This is a genomic window from Synechococcales cyanobacterium CNB, from assembly GCA_030263455.1.
GTDB lineage: Bacteria > Planctomycetota > Phycisphaerae > Phycisphaerales > UBA1924 > CAADGN01.
Window position 1 is genome coordinate 334,264 of sequence record SZOZ01000001.1, and the last position, 20,305, is coordinate 354,568.

The 20,305-nt window shown below is 67.2% G+C and carries 19 protein-coding genes; 10 read left to right on the top strand and 9 right to left on the bottom strand.

The window, feature by feature from the left end:
• Positions 1-12 precede the first annotated feature (12 nt).
• Entirely contained in the window at positions 13-939 is a 927-nt protein-coding gene (locus FBT69_01525; protein MDL1903478.1) for a class I SAM-dependent methyltransferase, read from the top strand.
• A 3-nt stretch (positions 940-942) separates the two neighbouring features.
• Here the strand turns inward: FBT69_01525 and FBT69_01530 are convergent, their stop codons facing one another.
• The 3 genes from FBT69_01530 to FBT69_01540 are packed head-to-tail and all read right to left on the bottom strand — an operon-like array spanning position 943 to position 3,754.
• Complete coding sequence (locus tag FBT69_01530) at positions 943-2,055, bottom strand: pyridoxal phosphate-dependent aminotransferase family protein (protein MDL1903479.1); 1,113 nt, start codon at positions 2,053-2,055, stop codon at positions 943-945.
• A gap of 2 nt (positions 2,056-2,057) precedes the next feature.
• On the bottom strand, positions 2,058-3,098 hold the full coding sequence (locus FBT69_01535) for a dihydrodipicolinate reductase (GenBank protein ID MDL1903480.1): 1,041 nt from the start codon (positions 3,096-3,098) through the stop codon (positions 2,058-2,060).
• Positions 3,095-3,754 carry a Dabb family protein gene (locus FBT69_01540; GenBank protein ID MDL1903481.1) on the bottom strand — a complete coding sequence of 220 codons (660 nt, stop codon included), beginning with the start codon at positions 3,752-3,754 and terminating at the stop codon, positions 3,095-3,097. Before FBT69_01540 ends, FBT69_01535 begins: the two co-directional genes overlap by 4 nt.
• A 139-nt stretch (positions 3,755-3,893) precedes the next feature.
• Here FBT69_01540 and FBT69_01545 point away from each other — a divergent pair, with 139 nt between their 5' ends.
• The 4 genes from FBT69_01545 (at position 3,894) to hydA (ending at position 7,652) form a co-directional block, all read left to right on the top strand.
• The gene (locus FBT69_01545; GenBank protein MDL1903482.1) at positions 3,894-4,172 is read left to right on the top strand and encodes an RNA-binding protein; all 279 of its coding nucleotides are present in this window, start codon (positions 3,894-3,896) and stop codon (positions 4,170-4,172) included.
• Between the two features lie 26 nt (positions 4,173-4,198).
• The gene (locus tag FBT69_01550; protein MDL1903483.1) at positions 4,199-5,266 is read left to right on the top strand and encodes an acyl-CoA desaturase; all 1,068 of its coding nucleotides are present in this window, start codon (positions 4,199-4,201) and stop codon (positions 5,264-5,266) included.
• A gap of 83 nt (positions 5,267-5,349) precedes the next feature.
• Complete coding sequence (locus tag FBT69_01555; protein MDL1903484.1) at positions 5,350-6,219, top strand: acyltransferase; 870 nt, start codon at positions 5,350-5,352, stop codon at positions 6,217-6,219.
• Between the two features lie 32 nt (positions 6,220-6,251).
• Positions 6,252-7,652, top strand: coding sequence for a dihydropyrimidinase (gene hydA / locus FBT69_01560; GenBank protein MDL1903485.1), 1,401 nt, complete (start codon positions 6,252-6,254; stop codon positions 7,650-7,652).
• A gap of 10 nt (positions 7,653-7,662) precedes the next feature.
• On the opposite strand, the gene preA is transcribed toward hydA, so the two are convergent.
• A complete protein-coding gene (preA, locus tag FBT69_01565) occupies positions 7,663-8,838 on the bottom strand; it encodes an NAD-dependent dihydropyrimidine dehydrogenase subunit PreA (GenBank protein MDL1903486.1) in 1,176 nt (391 codons plus the stop codon).
• 156 nt (positions 8,839-8,994) lie between these two features.
• Between preA and FBT69_01570 the strand changes: the two genes are divergently transcribed.
• From FBT69_01570 to chrA, 5 genes are all read left to right on the top strand, one after another.
• Positions 8,995-9,828 (top strand): succinate dehydrogenase, encoded by an 834-nt coding sequence (locus FBT69_01570; protein MDL1903487.1) that lies wholly within the window; start codon positions 8,995-8,997, stop codon positions 9,826-9,828.
• A gap of 44 nt (positions 9,829-9,872) precedes the next feature.
• Positions 9,873-11,687 (top strand): fumarate reductase/succinate dehydrogenase flavoprotein subunit, encoded by a 1,815-nt coding sequence (locus FBT69_01575; protein ID MDL1903488.1) that lies wholly within the window; start codon positions 9,873-9,875, stop codon positions 11,685-11,687.
• A gap of 21 nt (positions 11,688-11,708) precedes the next feature.
• Positions 11,709-11,972, top strand: coding sequence for a TM2 domain-containing protein (locus tag FBT69_01580; protein ID MDL1903489.1), 264 nt, complete (start codon positions 11,709-11,711; stop codon positions 11,970-11,972).
• 27 nt (positions 11,973-11,999) lie between these two features.
• Positions 12,000-12,761, top strand: coding sequence for a succinate dehydrogenase/fumarate reductase iron-sulfur subunit (locus tag FBT69_01585; protein ID MDL1903490.1), 762 nt, complete (start codon positions 12,000-12,002; stop codon positions 12,759-12,761).
• A gap of 537 nt (positions 12,762-13,298) precedes the next feature.
• Positions 13,299-14,678: a chromate efflux transporter gene (chrA, locus tag FBT69_01590; GenBank protein MDL1903491.1), complete on the top strand. Its 1,380-nt coding sequence runs from the start codon at positions 13,299-13,301 to the stop codon at positions 14,676-14,678.
• 13 nt (positions 14,679-14,691) lie between these two features.
• On the opposite strand, the gene FBT69_01595 is transcribed toward chrA, so the two are convergent.
• The 5 genes from FBT69_01595 to FBT69_01615 all read right to left on the bottom strand — a co-directional run bounded on the left by FBT69_01595 (position 14,692) and on the right by FBT69_01615 (position 20,297).
• Complete coding sequence (locus FBT69_01595) at positions 14,692-15,039, bottom strand: DUF190 domain-containing protein (protein MDL1903492.1); 348 nt, start codon at positions 15,037-15,039, stop codon at positions 14,692-14,694.
• A gap of 2 nt (positions 15,040-15,041) precedes the next feature.
• A complete protein-coding gene (gene crcB, locus FBT69_01600) occupies positions 15,042-15,425 on the bottom strand; it encodes a fluoride efflux transporter CrcB (protein MDL1903493.1) in 384 nt (127 codons plus the stop codon).
• A complete protein-coding gene (locus FBT69_01605) occupies positions 15,422-16,414 on the bottom strand; it encodes a hypothetical protein (GenBank protein ID MDL1903494.1) in 993 nt (330 codons plus the stop codon). The genes crcB and FBT69_01605 overlap by 4 nt, the downstream gene beginning before the upstream one ends.
• Before the next feature lie 73 nt (positions 16,415-16,487).
• Positions 16,488-17,729 (bottom strand): tRNA pseudouridine(13) synthase TruD, encoded by a 1,242-nt coding sequence (gene truD / locus FBT69_01610; GenBank protein MDL1903495.1) that lies wholly within the window; start codon positions 17,727-17,729, stop codon positions 16,488-16,490.
• 9 nt (positions 17,730-17,738) lie between these two features.
• Entirely contained in the window at positions 17,739-20,297 is a 2,559-nt protein-coding gene (locus FBT69_01615) for a hypothetical protein (GenBank protein ID MDL1903496.1), read from the bottom strand.
• Positions 20,298-20,305 lie beyond the last annotated feature (8 nt).

Here is a 20,305-nt window from a genome sequence, read left to right on the forward strand (position 1 = left end):
GCGATTCGACAGATGGAGCGGGCCGCGATGAGACTGAAAACAAGATCCAAAGCGTTCGTGCAACGGCTGCTCAAGCCGGGGCTTGCGGGCATCCACGCTCGACTGGACCAACTCGAGGCAACGAGAACGGACACCGTCGGGATGTGGCGAGGTGGGCTGGCCGATGGGTGGGTCGTGCATCCTGACGGCGTCGAGGCAGTGGTGTCGGAGGAGCAGACGGCAAAGTACCGCGACGAACTGGCGTTCTGGGTTTCGTTCATTCGCGAGCCGGACCGCCGTGCAGGCATCGGCGACTACGAGGAGACATTCGGTCGTTGGCAGCGTGATCGGATCGTCGAGTTGGGCCGGTTCGTCGGTGCGGCCGATGAGCGAGAACTCCGCGCCTGGTGCGAGCGGCAGTCCGTCGTGGAGATCGGGCCGGGTCCATACCCTGCCGTCGCGGCTGCCCGTTGGCGGCGGGCAATCGCGGTCGATCCACTGGCGGACGGTTACGTGCGCGAAGGGCTGTTGCCGAAACGATCGCACTGCGATGAGGTCGTGTTCGTCGCCGCGCCTGGCGAATCGATCCCCGTGCCAGGAGGCACGGCCGACCTGGTAATCGCGGAGAACTGCCTGGACCACGTCTCGGAGCCTGCGCGAGTGATGCTGGAATGTCGTCGGGTGCTGCGCCGGGGCGGGTTGCTCTGGCTGCTGGTGGACCTTATGGACTACAGCGACCACATGCACCCGCACTCGTTCAGCGAAGAGAAGTTGCGACAACTGATCGCGACCACTGGGTTCGAGGTCGTCCGCGATCGGGTGTCCAAGGACCACAGGTCGCACCCAAACGCCTACGGCGAGTACCGGGCGTTGCTGGCCAAGCCGGGCGGGACTCGCGACGTCGCCGGCGCGACGACGACGATTCGAACGGCTGAACTCGCGCAGGCGATCAAAGCGTGAAGGTCAGGAAGCCGCCCGTATCGGCTTTGGGATCGCGCAGGCGAGGGCCGCGGCGAGCGAGTCGATCTGCTCTGGCGTGTGCTCGCTCGAGACCATCAGTCGGAAATAGACGGGGGCGGGGCCGCCGGGATAGTCGATGAGCGGCACCCGGAAGCCCGCGGATTCCAGCGTGGCTCGGGCGCGCTCCATGTCCTCGCGTGTGCCGAGCGTGAAGGTGATGATCGGCGTGGGGTCCGGGCAGACGGACAGGCCCAGGCGGACGGCGTGCGCCCGCAGGCGCGAGGCGTTTTCGCGCAGGCGATCGAGCCGCCAGGGTTCATCCCACATGACGCGGAGGCCCTCCCGCGCAGCCTCAGCGAGCGCGGGAGGTGTTGGTGTGGTGCAGACGTAGGCGGTCGCACGTCTCGCTCGCTCGACGAAGCAGCGATTGCCGGCGACGATGCCGCCCGCGCAGCCGAGGCCCTTGGCGAGCGTGGTCGTGATCGCGAGGCGCTGATCGAGCAGGCCCAGGTGCGGAACGGTGCCGCGGCCGTGCGGGCCGAGCGTCAGGAATCCGTGGCAGTCGTCCACGATCAGCAGACCATCGTCGGGGAGCGCGGCGAGGAGGTCGCGGAGTCGCGCGAGCTGACCATCCGCGGCAAAGACGCCGTCCACCATCGCCACGACGCCGTGCTCGGCGTGCTCGGCGGCGATCGCTGCGGCGTGACTGATCTCGCCGTGGCGGTAGACGAGCGAGTGCAGACCCGCGGCGGCAGCGGCGTCGTGGAGGCTTGCGTGGGCACGCTCATCGAGGATTGCGACGCCGTGTGTTCGTGCCGCCGCTTGCGCCGCGGCGACGTTCGCGGTGTAGCCGTCGGGGACGAGGAGCGTGCTCTCCACGCCGACGAAGTCCGCCATCTCTCGTTCGAGGCGCTCGTGGGGGTGTGCGTTGCCCGAGGTCTCGCGGCTGGCCGACGCGCTGACGCCGAATCGTGCGAGGGCATCCTGTGCGGCATGCACAACGCGCGGATGGTGCGCCAGGCCGTGGTAGTTGCACCCGCCGAAGGAGACGAGCGTGCGTCCGTCGGTCGTGGTTACGGTGGTCGCGGTGGCTGCGTCAAAGGGGGGGGCGGGCATGGTCAGCGTCCGTGCTGAAGTGGTGCGGTCGCGTGCCGGTCGCAGGCCGGGGGCGCGATGGTGGACATCGTATGGAGTCCGGGCGGGGACGCAAGCAGCGGGCGGATGGCGTTGACGGTGATGGCGACGGTCGCGGTGTCGCCGTGGACGCCGCCGCGGATGGTCAGATCGATCGGGGGTTCCCCGTCGATGCGCACGCTGTCGTGCGGGTCGGGCTGGCCGATGGCAGCGACGAACTCAAGCCGAACCGTGTCGCGTCCACGCCCGACACCGACAGCGACCTGACGCACGCCCGCCGCCTGTCCCGGCTCGATCACGCCGAGGGCGCACCGGAGTTCGCGTTCGGCAAGGACGGGTTCGACCGATTCACTCCAGTCCTCGATCTCAAGCCGGAGGCGATCGGCGATGAAGTGGAGACTTTCGCCAAGCCCGACGTGCCGGAGCCAGCCCTTGCGCACGCCGCGTTCGAAGGCGTCCCGGTCGAGTCCGGCCCCGATCTTGCGCTGGAAGGGAACTCGGCGCGTCGAGGCGTCCTGCACGCGCCGAACCCGCACGGCACGGACAACACGGCAGACTCCCGAGGCCACGACCGGCAGCAGGTCCATCAGAAAGCCCGGATTGACGCCCGTACCCAGCAGTCGGCCTCCCCGTCGCAAAGCCAGAGCGTGGAGTTCGTCGGCGAGCAGGGCGTGGCGCAGGTGGGGATACACCAGTTCCTCGCAGGTGCTCACGACCGTGGCGCCGCGATCGAGCAGCGTGCGAAAGGTGGGAGCGCACGATGCGAGCGATGAAACGGTCGTCACGATGGCGGCGTCAAACGCGGCGGAATCGGCGGCGCGGGCGAGGTCCGCATCGATCGTGACGCCGGGTGTCGTGCCGGGCGCGAAGTCGCCGAGGGGTCGTCCGGCGAGGGCGGGGTCGGGATCGACGGCGGCGACAACGACTCCAGCGCCGCGGGCGTGGACATCGGAGGCAATGAGCCGCCCGAGCGGACCAAGCCCGACATGGAGAACGCGCACCGGTTCGTTGGCGGCTGCGGTCATGGAGTCTCGTCGTGAACGTCGTACACCTTGATCCACTCGAACCGGGAACGCCACTCGGCGACGACGGCGACGTGCAGCGGATGGTCAACGTACGCGGTGTAGTCCTTCAGCGTGTCAAATCCGACGTAGAACGCGACGTCGTAATCGGTCTCGACGGTCGGTCGGCCGGTATCGACGTGCCTGCCGCAGAAGTACGACGTAATGCCCGGGATGCGAGCGAGTCGGCGGTCGCAGTCGTCGATGAGACGGGCGGCGTCCGCCTGGTCTTTGAGTTTGAAGAAGACAACATGGTTTATCACGGCGGGACGGGGTGGCGTCCTGACCGCCTGACCGGCTTCGGGCTGGGCGTGGGACGGGACGATGGCAAGCGTGCAGGCCGAGGCGACGATGGCCGCGAGACCGGAAGCGAGGAGGGTGCGTGGGGTATGCATGGGTACTCTCCGAGGGTGAAGCCAGCATACCAAGGGCGAAGAGACGCGAGCGGCGCGAGTGTTCAAGTGTTTGTCAGCGATGGTCTTATGGTAAAACCGGAGGTGGCCAAGCGTCGTCATCCCCGGGGAGAACAAGGCTGCGGGAGACACGGGATACGGCTTGTCGAACGAGTGTGGCATGAGGGCGTTGGAAATGGGGGAGGGAGTCCCCTTGACCTTCTCCATGCACGGGCCAAGGGAGAGGGCTAGAATCCGTTCGTCCGGCAGGGCCAGGCGTCTGGCTCCGCATCAGGATCGCCGAAGCTGACTCTTGCCCGGGTTCAAGCAGCGGTCGGAAAAGCACTCGGGCAAGAGGATCGGGTTCATGAAGCTCTATGTCGGCAATCTCTCGTTCAGCACCACCGAGGACCGTCTTCGCGAGCTGTTCGAGGAGCACGGCCAGGTCGCGTCCGCCACGCTGGTGATGGACCGCGACACGGGTCGCCCCCGCGGGTTCGGGTTCGTCGAGTTCAACAACGATGACGAGGCTCGGGCCGCCATCAACGCCCTCAACGGCAAGAACGTCGACGGGCGCGACCTCACCGTCAACGAGGCCAAGCCCCGCGAGAACCGCGGAGGCGGCGGAGGCGGGGGTGGCTGGTAATCCAGACGCCATCCACAGCGCCATCCATGCAGCACACACCGGAGCCATTGCGGCTTCCGGGGGGAAGCGCAACATCGGGCCGCGAGACGCATGCCCCGCAGCCTGGTGAGGACGGTGGCACCTTGCCCAACGATCGCAACGGGCAGAGTGTGCCGGCCGAAAGCGTGTTCCTGACACCATTCGTTGACGCGATCGAGAACGAGCCCGCCCAGCGGGCTTCGTTTTTGTTTCGGCTCGTCAACCTGCTCGCCGTCGTCGTGCCGTTCATCGGGCTGGTGGCGGCAATCGTGCTCCTGTGGGGCGTCGGCTTCGGCTGGGTTCACCTGTGGCTGCTGGTCTGCGGTTACATGCTCACGGGACTGGGCGTTACGGTCGGCTGCCATCGGCTCTTTACGCACCGGTCCTTCCGTGCGAATCGTGTCGTGACGACGGTTCTCGGCGTGCTCGGTTCCATGGCCGTCGAGGGGCCGATCCTTTCGTGGGTGGCCACGCACCGGCAGCACCACCAGCACAGCGACCGCGACGATGATCCGCACTCACCGCACGGGCACGGTGAGGGTGTTCGCGGATTCCTCCACGGCCTTTTCCATGCCCACTTCGGATGGCTTCTGCTGGGGCGGCAGTGCGACCTCGATCGGTACGTTCCGGACCTCCGGGGCGACTGGCTCGTACGGAACATCAGCCGGCTGTTCGTGGTCTGGGTCGTGCTGGGGCTTGCGATTCCCGCGGGCATTGCGTGGGCGGTCACGGGGACATGGAGCGGCGCGGTCCTCGGGCTGCTCTGGGGCGGGCTGGTCCGCGTGTTCCTCGTGCATCACGTGACATGGAGCATCAACTCGGTGTGTCATCTGTGGGGGACGAGGCCGTACCGAACGCACGACCACAGCCGCAACAATGCGGTGTTCGGAGTGCTTGGGTTTGGTGAAGGCTGGCACAACAACCACCACGCGTTCCCGGCGTCGGCGCGGCACGGCCTGCGGTGGTGGCAGATCGACCTGAGTTACCTCGTCATCAGGGGGCTGGCAGCGGTCCGGCTCGCCCGGGACGTCCGGCTGCCGCGGCCCGAGCACGTCGCCTCGAAGCGGGCGGCCTGAGCGAACGGGAGCCAGGCCCGTCACGCAATATGATCCGGCGGCGTGCCCCGGTGCGGAGGGGCCGCGCCGCACGGAGACGGCTCATGCCGAGAGTGACGCGTGCAGCGTTGATCCAGGCCTCGCTCTGCGAGTCGGCCGATGCGCCGTTCGACCGGATCAAGCAGGCGATGATCGACCGGCACGTCTCGCTGATCGCCGAGGCGGCCGATCGGGGGGCGAGAGTCGTGTGCCTCCAGGAGTTGTTCAACGGCCCGTATTTCTGCGCCGAGCAGGAGACGCAGTGGTATGCCTTTGCCGAGCCGGTGCCCGATGGGCCGACAGTGACCACGATGCGCGCCGTGGCGAAGAAGCACGCCGTCATTCTGATCGTGCCGGTGTACGAGCGTGAGATGCCGGGGCTGTACTACAACTGCGCCGCGGTGATCGACGAGCGCGGCGAGTTCCTCGGCAAGTACCGCAAGAGCCACCTGCCGCACTGCAAGCCGGGATTCTGGGAGAAGTTCTACTTCGCGCCCGGCAACCTCGGGTACCCGGTCTTCGAGACGAGCGCGGGGCGCATCGGCGTGTACATCTGCTACGACCGTCACTTCCCGGAGGGGGCGCGCATCCTCGGGCTGAACGGGGCGGAGATCGTGTTCAATCCCAGCGCGACCGTCGCCGGGCTCAGCGAGTACCTGTGGGAGATCGAGCAACCTTCGATGGCCGTGGCGAACCAGTATTTCGTCGGTGCGATCAACCGTGTGGGGCGCGAGGCGCCGTGGAACGTCGGCGAGTTCTACGGGAAGAGCTATTTCTGCGATCCGCGGGGGAAAATCATTACGCAGGCGTCGCGCGACAAGGACGAAGTCATCGTGGCGGACCTGGACCTTGACATGATCGAAGAGGTCCGTGCCACGTGGCAGTGGTTCCGGGACCGCCGTCCCGAGACCTACGGGGGCGTGACCCGCCTCTGACGCGGGGTGGCCGGTGGCGCGGGAGCGAACCGATGGCGTTGCTCATCAAGGGCGGTCGGATCATCACGGCGAGCGAGGATCGCATCGCGGACGTGTACTGTGAGGGAGAGACGATCACGCGGGTCGAGCCGTCGATCGACGCACGGTCACTCCCCGGGTACAGCGCCGGGCTTGAGGTGATCGACGCGGCGGGCATGATGGTGTTCCCCGGATTCATCGACCCGCACGTCCACATTCACCTGCCCTTCATGGGGACGTACGCAAAGGACGATTACGAGTCGGCGAGCAGGGCCGCGCTCGTCGGCGGGACGACGACGCTGATCGAGATGATCTGCCCCGGTCCGAAGGACGAGCCGTCAGCGGCCTTCGACGAGTGGCGGGCGAAGGCCGATGGGCGTGCGGCGGTGGACTATTCATTCCACATGGCCGCGGTGCGGTTCGACGAAGTCGCGCGCCGGCAGTTGCGAGAGATCGTGCGGGATGGTGTGGCGTCGTTCAAGGTCTTCCTTGCGTACAAGGGCGCGCTGAACCTCGATGACGCGGACCTCTTCGCCCTCATGGCGATGGCGAAGGAACTGGGGGTCATCGTCACTGCGCACTGCGAGAACGCCGACGTTGTGGCAGCGATGCAGGCCCGTCTGCTCGCGGAGGGCAGGACCGGCCCAGAGTGGCACGAGCCGTCGCGCCCGACGATCGTCGAGGCGGAAGGCGCAAGGCGGATCACGACGTTCGCAGAGTTGACGGGCGCGCACGTCTACACGGTCCATACCTCGTGCGAGGAGGCGGTACGAGAGGCGGTCGAGGCGAGGCTGAGGGGCGTGAACGTGTGGGTCGAGGCAGTGGTGCCGCACCTGACGCTCGACAGGTCGTTCGCGGAGCGACCCGGCTTCGAGGGCGCGAAGTACGTGATGTCGCCGCCCTTGCGAGAGAAGAGGCATCAGGCCTTCCTGTGGAATGCCGTCCGCGGACGGGAGATATCCACGATCGGCACCGACCATGCGCCGTTTGACTATCGGGGGCAGAAGGAGATCGGCCGCGGCGATTTCACGAAGATCCCCAACGGCGTGCCCTCTCTCCAGGAGCGGATCACGCTCGTCTACACCCACGGTGTCGCTTCCGGGCGCATCGACCTGCACACATTTGTTGACGCCTGCTCGACGCAGGCTGCCCGAATCTTCGGGATGTACCCGATGAAGGGCACGATCGCCGTGGGCAGCGACGCGGACGTGGTCGTATGGGATCCGTCCTGGAGGGGAGTGCTCTCGCAGCGTACGTCGCTGTCGCGCGTGGACTACTGCGCGTTCGAGGGCTGGCCAGTGCAGGGTCGGGCAAGCGTGGTGACCGTGCGCGGCGAGGTGCAGGCGAGGAACGGCGAGTTCGTCGGCACGATCGGTCGGGGTCGGTTCATCTCACGTGAGCCGACGCACTTCTGATCGGGAAGGATCAGTTGCGGGCGAGCCGTTCGCTCTGTTCCGTGACGCGATCACCCTCCCAGACCGAGTCGCCGCTCGCAGTGTTGGCATCGTCGGTTCGATGGGTGATGCCTCGCTCGGTTTGGAGGCGCACGAGTTCGGCGTGCGTCGTGAAGTACTGGAGGGAGTGGCCGCGGAACTCGTCAACGGCCTGGAAGCCGTGGCGGGCCATGAACGCCGACAACCCTTCACGCAGCGTTTCGATCAGGCCGTAGCCGAACTTCATGACCCCGGTGCAGACTTGGACGGTGTGCGCGCCGGTGAGGATGAACTGGGCGGCGTCCGTGCCCGACTCGACGCCGCCGATGGCGTGGAGCGTCGCGTGGGGGAACTCACCCGGCCGGGCCGGCTGGCCGGGGGCAAGGATGGGCTGCCCGTTGCCGCCACCGAACATCATGGTGCCGAGTTCCATCACCATGCGCAGGGCGATGGGTCGGACGGCCTTCGAAGAGTAACCGCCGGCGACGGAGTACCCCTCGACCGTCGGCTCGGGGCGGAGCGTGTCGAGGTTGATGCCCATGACGCAGAGGATGGTGTTGATCGCGCTGATGCCGTCGCATCCGGCATGGAGCGCCGCTCGTGCGGGTTCTTCGACGTGGGTGACGTTCGGCGTCATCTTGGCCCAGATCGGCACACGGGCGACCTCGCGGACCCAGCCGCAGACCTCGGAGAGGATCGCTGGATCCTGACCCATCGCCGACCCCATGCGGCGTTCCGGCAGGCCGTGCGGGCACGAGAAGTTCAGCTCGAGGGCGTCGACGCCGGTGTCCTGGACACGCTCGACAATCTCATGCCAGGCGTCTCGGCGGCACTCCTCCATGATCGACGCGATGAGGACGCGGTCGGGGTAGCGGTCCTTGAGCCGCCGGAAGTCGTCGAGCCAGTCGCCGAGATCGCGGTCGCTGATGAGCTCGATGTTCTCCCAGCCGTAGATTTCGCGTGAAGCGCCGGCCCGGAGACGGGCGTAGCGGGGCGCGACGTTCACGATCCGGGAGGCGTCGAGGCAGACGGTCTTGGCGACGACCGCGCCCCAGCCCTCGTCGAAGGCGCGTGCGATGACGTTGGCGTTCGTGCCCGGCGGCCCCGAGGCGATGACGAACGGGTTGGAGAGGCGCAGGCCGTGGACGGTGACGCTCAGGTCGGGCATCAGGTCGGTTCCGGTCGTGGGAGGGAGCCCCCGGGCACGGGGAACAGGACTATAGCGCGGCACGCGGTTCTGCCGATCGGAGCGGATCGCATGGCGTTGGGGTTGGCGATGCAGTATGCTCCCCGCCGCACCGGCGAATCCGCCCGGAGGGTCTCGATGAGCGGTTCCGACCTTCACCTCCCCCAGATGCGCGGCATGGGCAAGACGTCGCGGACGGACGCCTGGTGGCTCCAGCCGGGGGCAGTTCTGCTCGGCCTGACGGCGTTCATCGTCTATACGACGTGGGCGGCGCTGCAGGGGCAGCACTACTTCTACGACGGTGACGGGGCGCACTACCTCTCGCCGTTCTACTCGCCCTTGCTCTTCGGACAGGAGAACGAACCGCGCGTGTTCGCGGCGACGCACCCGAGTTGGTGGCCGGGCTGGCTGCCGTTCTCGCCTGCGATGCTGATCCTGATCGGGCCGGCGGGGATGCGGTTCACATGCTACTACTACCGCGGCGCGTACTACAAGGCATTCTGGGGCGATCCGCCGGCGTGCGCCGTCGGCGAGCCGGGGTTCCGCGGCAAGCGGTACCGGGGTGAGCGGAGGTTTCCGTTGGTGATGCAGAACGCGCACCGGTACTTCTTCTATCCCGCGGCGATCTTTGTCGTCATCCTCGCGTTCGACGCGTTCAAGGCCCTGTGGTTCACGACGGCCGACGGGATGGGGTCGGAGTTCGGCGTCGGCGTGGGGACGATCATGCTCGCGCTGAACGCGATCCTGCTGGGCGGCTACACGTTCGGATGTCACTGCGCCCGGCACCTTGTAGGTGGGCGGCGTGATACGCTGTCGGATGCGCCGATCCGCAGGTCGTGTTACACCTGCGTGAGCTGGCTGAACAGAAAGCACATGGCTTGGGCGTGGGTGAGCCTGATCTGGGTCGCGCTGACCGACGTCTACGTCCGGCTGCTCTGCACGGGCGTCATCACGGATTTCCGCATCATTTGACGGAGCACCGAAGCGGGCGGACGCCCGTGGGTTGAACGCACGCCATGACCGACTACCAGACACACGAGCATGACGTTCTCGTCATCGGGGCCGGCGGGGCCGGGCTTCGGGCAGCAATCGAGGCCTCGGCGGCGGGCGTGTCCGTCGGTGTCGTATGCAAGTCGCTGCTGGGCAAGGCGCACACGGTGATGGCCGAGGGGGGCGTGGCGGCTGCCCTGGCGAACGTGGACGATCGTGACGGGTGGAAGGTCCACTTCGCAGACACGATGCGCGGCGGTCAGTACCTGAACAACTGGGTGATGGCCGAGATTCATGCAAAGGAGGCCCCGGACCGGGTGAAGGAACTCGAGGCGTGGGGCGCGCTCTTCGATCGCACGAAGGACGGGCGCATCCTCCAGCGGAACTTCGGCGGACACAAGTACCCCAGGCTGGCGCACGTCGGCGACAGAACGGGGCTGGAGATGATCCGCACGCTCCAGGATCACGGCATCCACCGCGGCATCGAGTTCTACATGGAGCACACGGTGACGCGCCTGCTGAAGGACGGCGAGCGCGTCGTCGGGGCGTTCGGCTATGACCGCGAGCGAGGCCGGTTCCGAGTGTTCCGGGCAGGGGCGGTGGTGCTGGCGACCGGCGGGATCGGGCGTGCGTACAAGATCACCAGCAACTCGTGGGAGTACACGGGCGACGGGCATTCGCTCGCGTACTACGCCGGCGCGGACCTCATGGACATGGAGTTCGTCCAGTTCCACCCGACGGGGATGGTCTGGCCGCCGAGCGTGCGGGGGATCCTGGTGACGGAAGGTGTGCGTGGCGAAGGCGGTCGGCTCCTGAACAACCGCGGCGAGCGGTTCATGTTCAACGATGTGCCGGACCTCTACAAGAACCAGACCGCCAAGGACGCCGAGGAGGGCTGGCGGTACGTGACCGGCGACAAGAACGCGAACCGCCCGCCGGAACTGCTCACGCGGGATCATGTCGCGCGGTGCATCGTGCGGGAGATCAAGGCGGGCCGGGGCAGCCCGCACGGCGGCGTGTTCCTCGACATCGCCTGGATCAGAGAGAAGATTCCCAACGCGCCGGAACACATCCGCAAGAAACTGCCGAGCATGTACCACCAGTTCAAGGAACTGGCGGGCGTGGACATCACGGCAGAGCCGATGGAAGTCGGGCCGACAACGCACTATGCCATGGGCGGCGTGCGTGTGGACGGCGTGACCCAGATGTCCACGGTTCCGGGGCTGTTCGCGGCCGGTGAGGTGGCGGCCGGATTGCACGGCGCGAACCGGCTTGGCGGCAACTCGCTCTCCGACCTGCTGGTCTTCGGCAAGCGGGCGGGCGAGCACGCGGCGGCGTGGGCGAAGGCGAATCCTCCGCCTGCACCGGACGCGGGGCAGGTGCAGGACGCCGCGGCGGCCGCGCTCGCGCCTTTTGACAGGGAGACGGGAGAGAACCCGTACGCGATCCAGCACGACCTGCAGGACATGATGCAGGACAAAGTCGGCATCGTGCGCACGGAGGCGGACATGGCCGCTGCGCTGGATGGGCTGGCGACATTGCGCCGGCGTGCGGCAACCACGCGAGTGGAGGGCAACAGGGAATACAACCCCGGCTGGCATACCGCGCTGGACCTCGACAACCTGCTCGCGGTTTCGGAAGCGGTTGCGAGGTCCGCGCTGGACCGCCGCGAGAGCCGGGGGGCGCACTTCCGCGAGGATCATCCGGACAAGAGCGAGGAGTACGCGCGGCACAACACGATCGTGAGCAGGGGGCAGGACGGCTCGATGCGGCTGAAACGGGAAGCGCTGGCACCCTTGCGGGACGACCTGAAGGCCGTCATCGCAGACAACAACGCCTGATCTCTCATTGGAGAACGCATGATGGCAGAGTCAGCATCCAATATTCAGGGCAAGAAGATCGCGGCCGGCATTTGCGGCATCCTGCTGGGCGCGCTCGGCGTCCACAAGTTCATCTTGGGCAAGACGGTTCCCGGCGTCATCATGCTGCTGGTTTCCGTCATCTCGCTCGGGCTTCTCTCCTTCATTCCGGCCATCATCGGGCTGATCGAGGGGATCATCTACCTCGTGAAATCTGACGAGGACTTCTACAACACCTACATCGCGGGCAACAAAAACTGGTTCTGACGACGGCGATTCCAGCGCGAGGCACCCATGCCCAGAGCGACATTCCGCATCACGCGAGGCAGCGGCGAGTCCGCGGCGTTCAAAGACTACTCGACCGAGGTGACCGAGGGCATGGTTGTTCTCGACGCCGTGCACCAGGTGCAGGCGGAGTCCGCGCCGGACCTGGCGTGCCGATGGAACTGCAAGGCGGGGAAGTGCGGCTCGTGCTCGGCGGAGATCAACGGCAAGCCGCGGCTGATGTGCATGACGCGGCTGAGCGACCTCGACCTCTCGATGCCGGTCATGATCGAACCGCTGCGGGCGTTCCCGCACGTGAAGGATCTGGTAACCGACGTCTCGTGGAACTTCCGTGTGAAGAAGCGGATCAAGCACTTCAGACCGCGCAGGCCGGACGCGCCGGACGGCACGTGGCGGATGCAGCAAGCGGATGTGGATCGCGTGCAGGAGTTCCGCAAGTGCATCGAGTGCTTCCTGTGCCAGGACGTCTGCCACGTGCTGCGGGATCACCACAAGCACGAGGAGTTCGCCGGCCCGCGGCACTTCGTGTACGCGGCCGCGCTCGAAATGCACCCGCTGGACGTCGAGGACCGGGTCGGCGACCTGCGAGACAAGGACGGCATCGGGTACTGCAACATCACGAAGTGCTGCACGAAGGTGTGCCCGGAGCACATCACAATCACGGACAACGCGATCATCCCGCTCAAGGAGCGGGTGGTGGACGAGTTCTACGATCCGCTGACCCGGCTGTTTCGCATCTTCCGGCCGCGCAAGCCGGATACGGGGGCGTGACGGCTCGTTCCGCGGACGGAGGCGACCATGGCCGATCTCAAGCCCATCTCGAAGGAGTCCGTGTCGCGGGCGATCGCGAAGGCCGAGCGGTATCGGCTGCTGAACGAGCCGCGCGAGGCCGAGAGCATCTGCCGCGACGTGCTGGCCGTCGACCCGGGCAACCATGACGCAAGCGTTTGTCTTATCCTCGCGCTGACGGACCTCTTCCACGTCTTCGAGGTCAAGCCCGACGAGGTGCGTGCGCTGCTGATCCGGCTGCCGAGCGAGTACGAGCGGGCGTACTACGCGGGCGTGATCGACGAGCGGTGGGCGAAGGCCCTTCTGCTGGGCGGTTACCAGCCGGAGGTCGCGTACGGCTTCTTCCGGTCGGCGATGGACCATTACGACGCCGCGGAAGCGATCGCCCCGGAGGGGAACGACGACGCGGTGCTGCGATGGAACGCGTGCGTGCGGATCATCGACCGATACGGGCTGTCCGGGCCGGAGGCTTCGACGCACGGCGAGCTGGACGCGTTCGACGACGACGTTCCCGTGAAGATGATGCAGCAGCGGCCCCCTGCATCCCGCCCGAAGGTCTCCTGGCGTGAAGCGCTGCGAGTCTGGGCGATGGTCGGTCTGCAGAGTTTCGGCGGGCCCGCGGGGCAGATCGCCGTCATGCACCGCATCCTTGTCGAAGAAAAGCGGTGGATCGGCGAGCGGCGATTCCTGCACGCTCTGAACTACTGCATGCTCCTGCCCGGCCCCGAGGCGATGCAACTGGCGACGTACGTTGGGTGGCTCATGCACCGGACGGCGGGTGGGCTGCTCGCGGGAACGCTCTTCGTGCTGCCCGGTTTCCTCTCGATCCTCGCGTTGAGCCTCGCGTATGCCGCGTTTCACGACTCGTGGACGATCGAAACCCTCTTCTTCGGCGTGAAGGCGGGCGTGCTCGCGATCGTCGTGCAGGCTGTGCTGCGGATCGGCCGGCGCGTGCTCAAGAACTGGGTGATGGTCGCCATCGCAGCCGCGGCGTTCGTCGGCATCCACCTGCTCCGGCTGCCGTTCCCGGTCATTGTAATCGGCGCCGGAGTGATCGGCCTGCTTGGAGGGCGCTTTGCGCCGGGTTCATTCAGAGTCGTTGGCGGGCACGGCGCGGGCAAGAACACGGAACCCGGTCTGCTGGATACTGCGCTGGGCGATGGCAGGCTCGATCACGCGCAGCCGAACTTGGCAAGGGCGATCCGTACTGCGATCGTCTGGGGCGCGATCTGGCTCACGCCAGTCGGAGCGCTGGCAGCATTGCTGGGCCGGTCGAGCGTCTACACGCAGGAGGCGGTCTTTTTCAGCAAGGCGGCGGTCGTGACCTTCGGCGGGGCGTACTCCGTGCTCGCGTACGTCGCCCAGCAGGCCGTGGAGCGGTTCGGCTGGCTCGCGCCGGGCGAGATGCTTGACGGCTTGGGCATGGCGGAAACGACGCCGGGCCCGCTCATTCAGGTCGTGCAGTTCGTGGGGTTCATGGGCGCGTTCCGCGATTCGGGCGGGTTGCACCCGCTGGTCGCGGGCACGCTCGCATCCGCGCTGGTGACGTGGGTGACTTTCGCGCCGTGCTTCCTGTGGATTTTCGTCGGCGCGCCCTACGTCGAGGCGTTGCGCGGGCGGGAGACGCTCACGGCCGGGCTGTCGGCGATCACGGCGGCGATTGTCGGCGTGATCCTGAACCTTGCTGTCTGGTTCGGCCTGCACACGCTTTTCCGCGAAACGTTCACGGTCGCGTTAGGTCCAGGGAGCGTGTTGCTCCCTCGACCCGGAACGGTTGACTGGGCTTCGCTCGCGGTCGTGGGTGTGGCGTTCGTGCTCGTATTCGGCGCGAAGTGGGGGACGCTGCGCGTGCTCGCGTGCAGCGTCGCGCTCGGGTTCGGTCTGCGTGCCTTGTTCTGAGGCAGCATCGCTGTCAGGGCTTCGGCTGGTCCGACGCGCGATAGCGATACACACGGACGTTCTCGAGCGTGACCAGCCCTTCGTTCACCATCTGGTCAAGGTGCGGCAGCAGTGTTTCGATCTTCTCCCGACTGTCCACGATCTCGATCACCATCGGGAGGTCTTCTGAGAGCCGGAGGATCTTGGTCGTGTGGAGCCGCGAGTTCGCGCCGAAGCCCATCGGGCCGCGGAGTACGGTCGCGCCGGCGAGATGGAGCTCCCGGGCCTTGAGGACGATGGCCTCATAGAGCGGCTTGCCTTGCCAGCGGTCGCTCTCGCCGATGAAGATCCGCAGCAGAACGCCCGACTCCGGGATGGTCATGGCTATACCCCGTAGATGCGATGGGCGACCTTCATGCCTGCCCAGACGGCGAGCAGGCCGAGGCCGTTGCTTAGCAGGAGGTTCAGGGCGACGAACAACCACTGCCTGTCCGCGGCGAGGGCGAGCGTCTCCTTGCCAAACGTCGAGAACGTGGTGAAGCCGCCGAGCAAGCCGACGAGGAGGGCGAGGCGGTACTCCTCCCGGATCAGCACCGGACCCGCGAAGGCCGCGGCGCAGAAGCCGACGAGCAGGCAGCCGAGAGCGTTCACGGCGAGTGTGCCGGTGGGGAAGGTCGAGCCGGACATTCCCTGGACCCACCCGGCCAGTCCGTACCGGAGAACCCCGCCGAGTCCAGCCCCGAGGAAGATAAGCGAGATCTTGATCATCTGGTTCGCTGCCGCCAGCCGGCCTCGGCGTCGAGCGCATTGTACCGGACCCAGTCCTGAACCTGCTGAGCGGTCGGTTCGGCTGCCCGCCACGCGGACCAGTACAGGCCCGCGAGCGTCATCGCAGCGTCGGCCATGCGCTCGGCGATGAACGCTCGTCCCGCGTCCTCTCGCAGCGCGCCGGACTTCTCCATGACGTAGAGAGGCTCGACCGCAGCGTGGCTGCGCTCGACGTGGGCGATCACAGCGTCCCACACGCCTTCCGCTTCGATGCGCGGCGTGGTGGCGAGGAACGGCCCTAGGCCTTCGACATTCAGGGCGTGCCATTCGACAATGTCGCCGTCGATGTAGCGATGGAAGGCATACGCGGTGGTGTACCCCTTCGGGTTCGGGCCGACCCAGCCGTGGTGGTGGATCGTGGTGTGGAGCGGCTGCGCGGCATCGCCAACGAAGTGGCTCAGTTGGCCCATGTGGTAGACAGCGTTGGCCCGGGCCGCGGCGAGTTGGTGAGCGCGCCCGGGGTCGTCCAGATGTTCGAGGATGCGGACAGTATTGAAACTGGAGACGAGTTTCGCGTAGTGCTCAGCGATCGCGTAGGGGAGGAAGCCGACCTTGCCGACGTCCGGCCCCGTGACGCCGCGTCGTTCTCCCGCGGGGCGTGCGCGGCCGATGGCGAGAACGAAGTCGTACCGAAGAGCAGGGAGCGTGCGGAGTGTCAGGCCCACGTCGCCCAGGAGTTCGGCGTCTAGGTAGTGGTCCGGGCCGTTCTCGTGTTCGAGCACGGGCAGGCGCGTGCCACGCCATCGGTCCGGCTCGTTCGACTGGTAGGCGATCTGCGCGGCGATGGCGGGGTCGCGCACCCAGGCGGGCATCTCGTCCGGCAACAGCGAGATCGCGGCGTGCGTGATGGTCCGGTGTCCTGGCGCGCTCCACCCGAGCGCTACCGACGCGATGCAGGCCAGCAATGCAGCGGCCAATCGGCGGTTCATGCGTCAGACTCCTGTCCGTGCCCGTTCCGGCGGGTATCGAGGATATGGGCATGGGCCTGTCGCGATCCGCGCCTCATTCCCCGAGCGCACGAAGCACGACCGTGGCGTACGCCCCACGGGACAGATCGAACGAAACTGTAACACGCAATCGCCCCGGGGTCAGTTCGTCGGCCTCAGCGCGGGACAGTGCAAACCCCTCCGCATGAACGAAGAGCGGTCGGGGCGCCTCGCCGAAGAACGGACGCCGGAGTCCAGGGATGCGGAGGCCATCGAGCGTCAGGCCTTGCTCGGCAAGAACAGTCGCTGCGGCTTGCGACCAGGGGTCTTCGAGCCGCGTGCGCCGGGAGAGCAGGGGGAGTATGAGCGTGCGCCACCGCTCGCCGACCGAGGCCGCGACCGGGAAGAGCATCTCCCCGAAGGGATCGTCGGATCGCAGGAGTCGGGGGCCTCGGATGCGTACCGTACCGCCCGATTCGGTGGGAGGCGTCTCATCCGCGATCTGCCGGGCGAGGAGACGGGCCGCCTGGTTCCACAGGTACGATTGGTAAGCCTCGACGCTCATGGCCTGTGTGAAGTAGGGGAGCGCGGCGAACGCATCACGGAACGAGCCACCCGAGGCGAGCACCTCGAACGCCGCTCGCTCGGGGCAGCGGGGGAGTTGGGCGACGAGGTCGCTCCAGTGTCCCCAGGCGGTGGCACAGGCTCGGGTGATGCGCCGAGTGCGACCGGCGTCCTTGCGCGAAGGTGTGCCGATGGCGAGGCGAAGGGCTTGCTCGAACTCGCCTCGGATGAGGTGACGGGCGACCCATCCCTGGCCATGCCGGGCGGAACCGAAGCGTTGATCGCCGAAGTAGTTGACGACGAGGAGTGAGCCCGGTTCGTCATGGGGCCGGAGCGCAGCGGCCCTTCGCTCCATCGTGCGTGCTCGTTCGCGGGTCAAGTCACGGACGACGATCCTGAATCGATTGCCAGCGATGCATTCGGCAGTCATGGGCTGACCGGTGAATCCGAGCAGTTCGGCGGACCAGCCTCGGCCTTCGACGCGCTCCGCGGGTCTCCGGGTTGCGGGCACCGAGACGAGTTGTCGCGTTTCGGCGTGCTTGTCCTTCAGCCCGGCGTAGGCGACCTGCCCCTGGCGGACGCGGAGTTCGCGGGCGAGAAACCCGGCCGCGTCTGGCGTGGCGATCGAGGACTTTGCGAGGGCGTAGACCGCGTGCGGCGCATCTCGACCGGGCCGGTTGCGGAGGGAGTCGAGGAAGCCGGGGGCGGGCTGTTCCTCGACCATGAAGTCCGACGGCTGGCGGCGGATGGTCATCGGGTCGCCTCAGGGGAGCCGCTGGAGGCGGGCGTATTCGAGGATGAGTGTCTTGTCGCCGACCTGGCCGAACCGGACCCGGACCCGGATGCTTGTGCCTCCATCGAGGTCGAGGACCGTGCCCGTGCCGAACTGCGGGTGGCGGACGCGGCAGCCCGGCGGGAAGGCAGCTTTCGCCTGCGCGAGTCGGCCGCTTGAGGGTGATGTCGCTGCTGCAGCAGGGCGGGCGGACCTGTCGTTGACCGAATCGTGGTCGCGATCCTGGGCTTCTGCGAGGTCGACGATGCGGATGTTCGACGGGTCGATTTCGTCGAGGAAACGGCTGGGGATGGTGCGTTCGGTCCGACCGCGCAGGGTACGTGTGCGAGCGCTTGAGATCTGGAGACGCCGCATGGCCCTGGTCATGCCGACGAAGAAGAGGCGGCGTTCCTCTTCAAGGTCGGATTCGGACTCCCAGGCGCGTGCGTGCGGCAGACAGCCCTCTTCGAGGCCGATGATGGCCACGGCGGGATATTCGAGGCCCTTGGCCGCGTGGAGGGTCATCAAGGTCACAGCGCCCTGGGCAGGGTCAATGGCATCGGCATCGGCGACAAGTGAGACGCGTTCAAGGTACGCCCGGAGCAGCGCGAGAAGCGGGGGAGTCGCGGGCGGCTCGCCGTCCGCGGCGGCCCTGGCGCCGGGAAAGGTCATCGGGTCGGCCTCGGGATCGTACTCGGCCTCGAACTCGGCCGCGGACGAGACGACCTCGGCAAGGTTGTCGAGGCGTTCGCGGTCGGTCTCGGTGCCGCTCTCGGCCTGCTTGACGTACATCGCCTCAAGGCCGGACTCCTTGATGACGCGCTCGACGAGTTCGCTGAGCGTGCCGGCGACGCTCTGGCCGAGGAAGGTGCCTCCGCCGGTCCAGCCGTCGATCGTGGAGACGAACTTGCGGATCGCGCCGCTGGCCCGGGTTGAGAGGCCGGCGATGGACTCGACGCGGCGCATGGCGTCGATGAGGGGCGTGCCGGCGCGTGCCGCCTCTAGCTCGACCGCGGCCAGCGTCGCTCCGCCGATGCCGCGTGCCGGCACGTTCACGATCCGACTCAGCGAGACATCATCGGCGGGGTTCGCCACCACACGCAGATAGGCGAGTGCGTGCCTGACCTCCTCGCGCTGGTAGAACGCCGTGCCCCTGGCGACGACGTACGGAGCGGCCGCCGCTCGAAGGGCGTCTTCGACCACGCGGGAGAGGGCGTTCGTCCGGTACAGCACGGCCAAGTCTCGCCAGGCCAGCCCCTCTTCACGAAGGCGACGGAACCAACTCACGACAAGGTTCGCCTCGTCATGCTCGTCCTCGCAGAAGGCGACGGTGACAGGCTCGCCGCCGGGCTTGGAGGTGAAGAGATCCTTAGGCTTGCGCATGCGGTTACGGCGGATGACAGAGCCTGCCGCCCCGAGAATCGGCGCTGTGGAGCGGAAGTTCTCGCCGAGCATGATGACGGCGGCGTCGGGGTAGCGCTCCTCGAACTCGAGGATGTTCGTGATGTCCGCGCCACGCCATGAGTAGATGGATTGATCGGGATCGCCGACGACACAGACATTGGGGCGTGCCCCCTGCTCGCCCCCCCCCGCGAGCAGAGAGGCGATTACGAACTGAGCGTGGTTCGTGTCCTGGTACTCGTCGATGAGCAGGTACTGCCACCGATCGAGGCAGTCATCGCGGACCGATTTCGAGCGAGTGAGCATCGTCGCGGTGAGCAGGAGCAGGTCGTCGAAATCGACGGCGTTGGCAGCGCGGAGAGCCTTCTCGTACGCTTTGTGGATCTTGGCGGTCGTCTTCGCGGCGAAGTCGCCCGCCTCGGCGGCGAAGGCGTCGGCGGTCTGAAGACGGTTCTTGGCACGACCGATCGCGGCGAGCATCGCGGCCGGAGGCCAGTTCGTCGTCGAGAGGTTGATCGATGCGATGACCTTCTTCATCAGCGCACCCTGATCCGCGGCGTCGTAGATGGTGAAGTCCGGTCCGATGCCCAGATCGACGCCCTCGGCCCTGGCCGTCTCGGCGTAGCGGCGCAGCAGGCGGGCGCAGAGTGCGTGGAACGTGGTCACCGTCAGCCCGCGTACCCGCCGGGCGGCCGGGCCTTCGGTGTCGCTTGACGGGTTCAGGAGCGAATGGACGCGCTCGCGCATCTCGCCCGCGGCCCTGTTCGTGAAGGTCAGGGCAAGGATCGACCAGGCCGGCACACCGCACCCGATCAGGTAGGCGATCCGTCGCGTGATGACGCGGGTCTTGCCGGACCCCGCGGCCGCGAGAACGAGGAGCGGCCCCTCGGTGGTGGTGACCGCTCGCCGCTGCGGCTCGGTGAGGTCGGTCAGGAGGTGGTCCAGTTCGGGGGCTTCGGAAGCTCTGCCCGCATCCGTTCGGGTCATCGTCGCTCCTTGCTGCCGGAGCGTAGCGAGCGCGGCGTGGCGACGACACACCACCAGCCGTGTACCGAACTCCCGATCGCAGAGGGGGAGAACCACCCAAGCCCATCTCTCGTATGGCCGATGGAAGGGATACCGCGAGGCGGAGCCTCGGGGATGTACCATTGACAGGG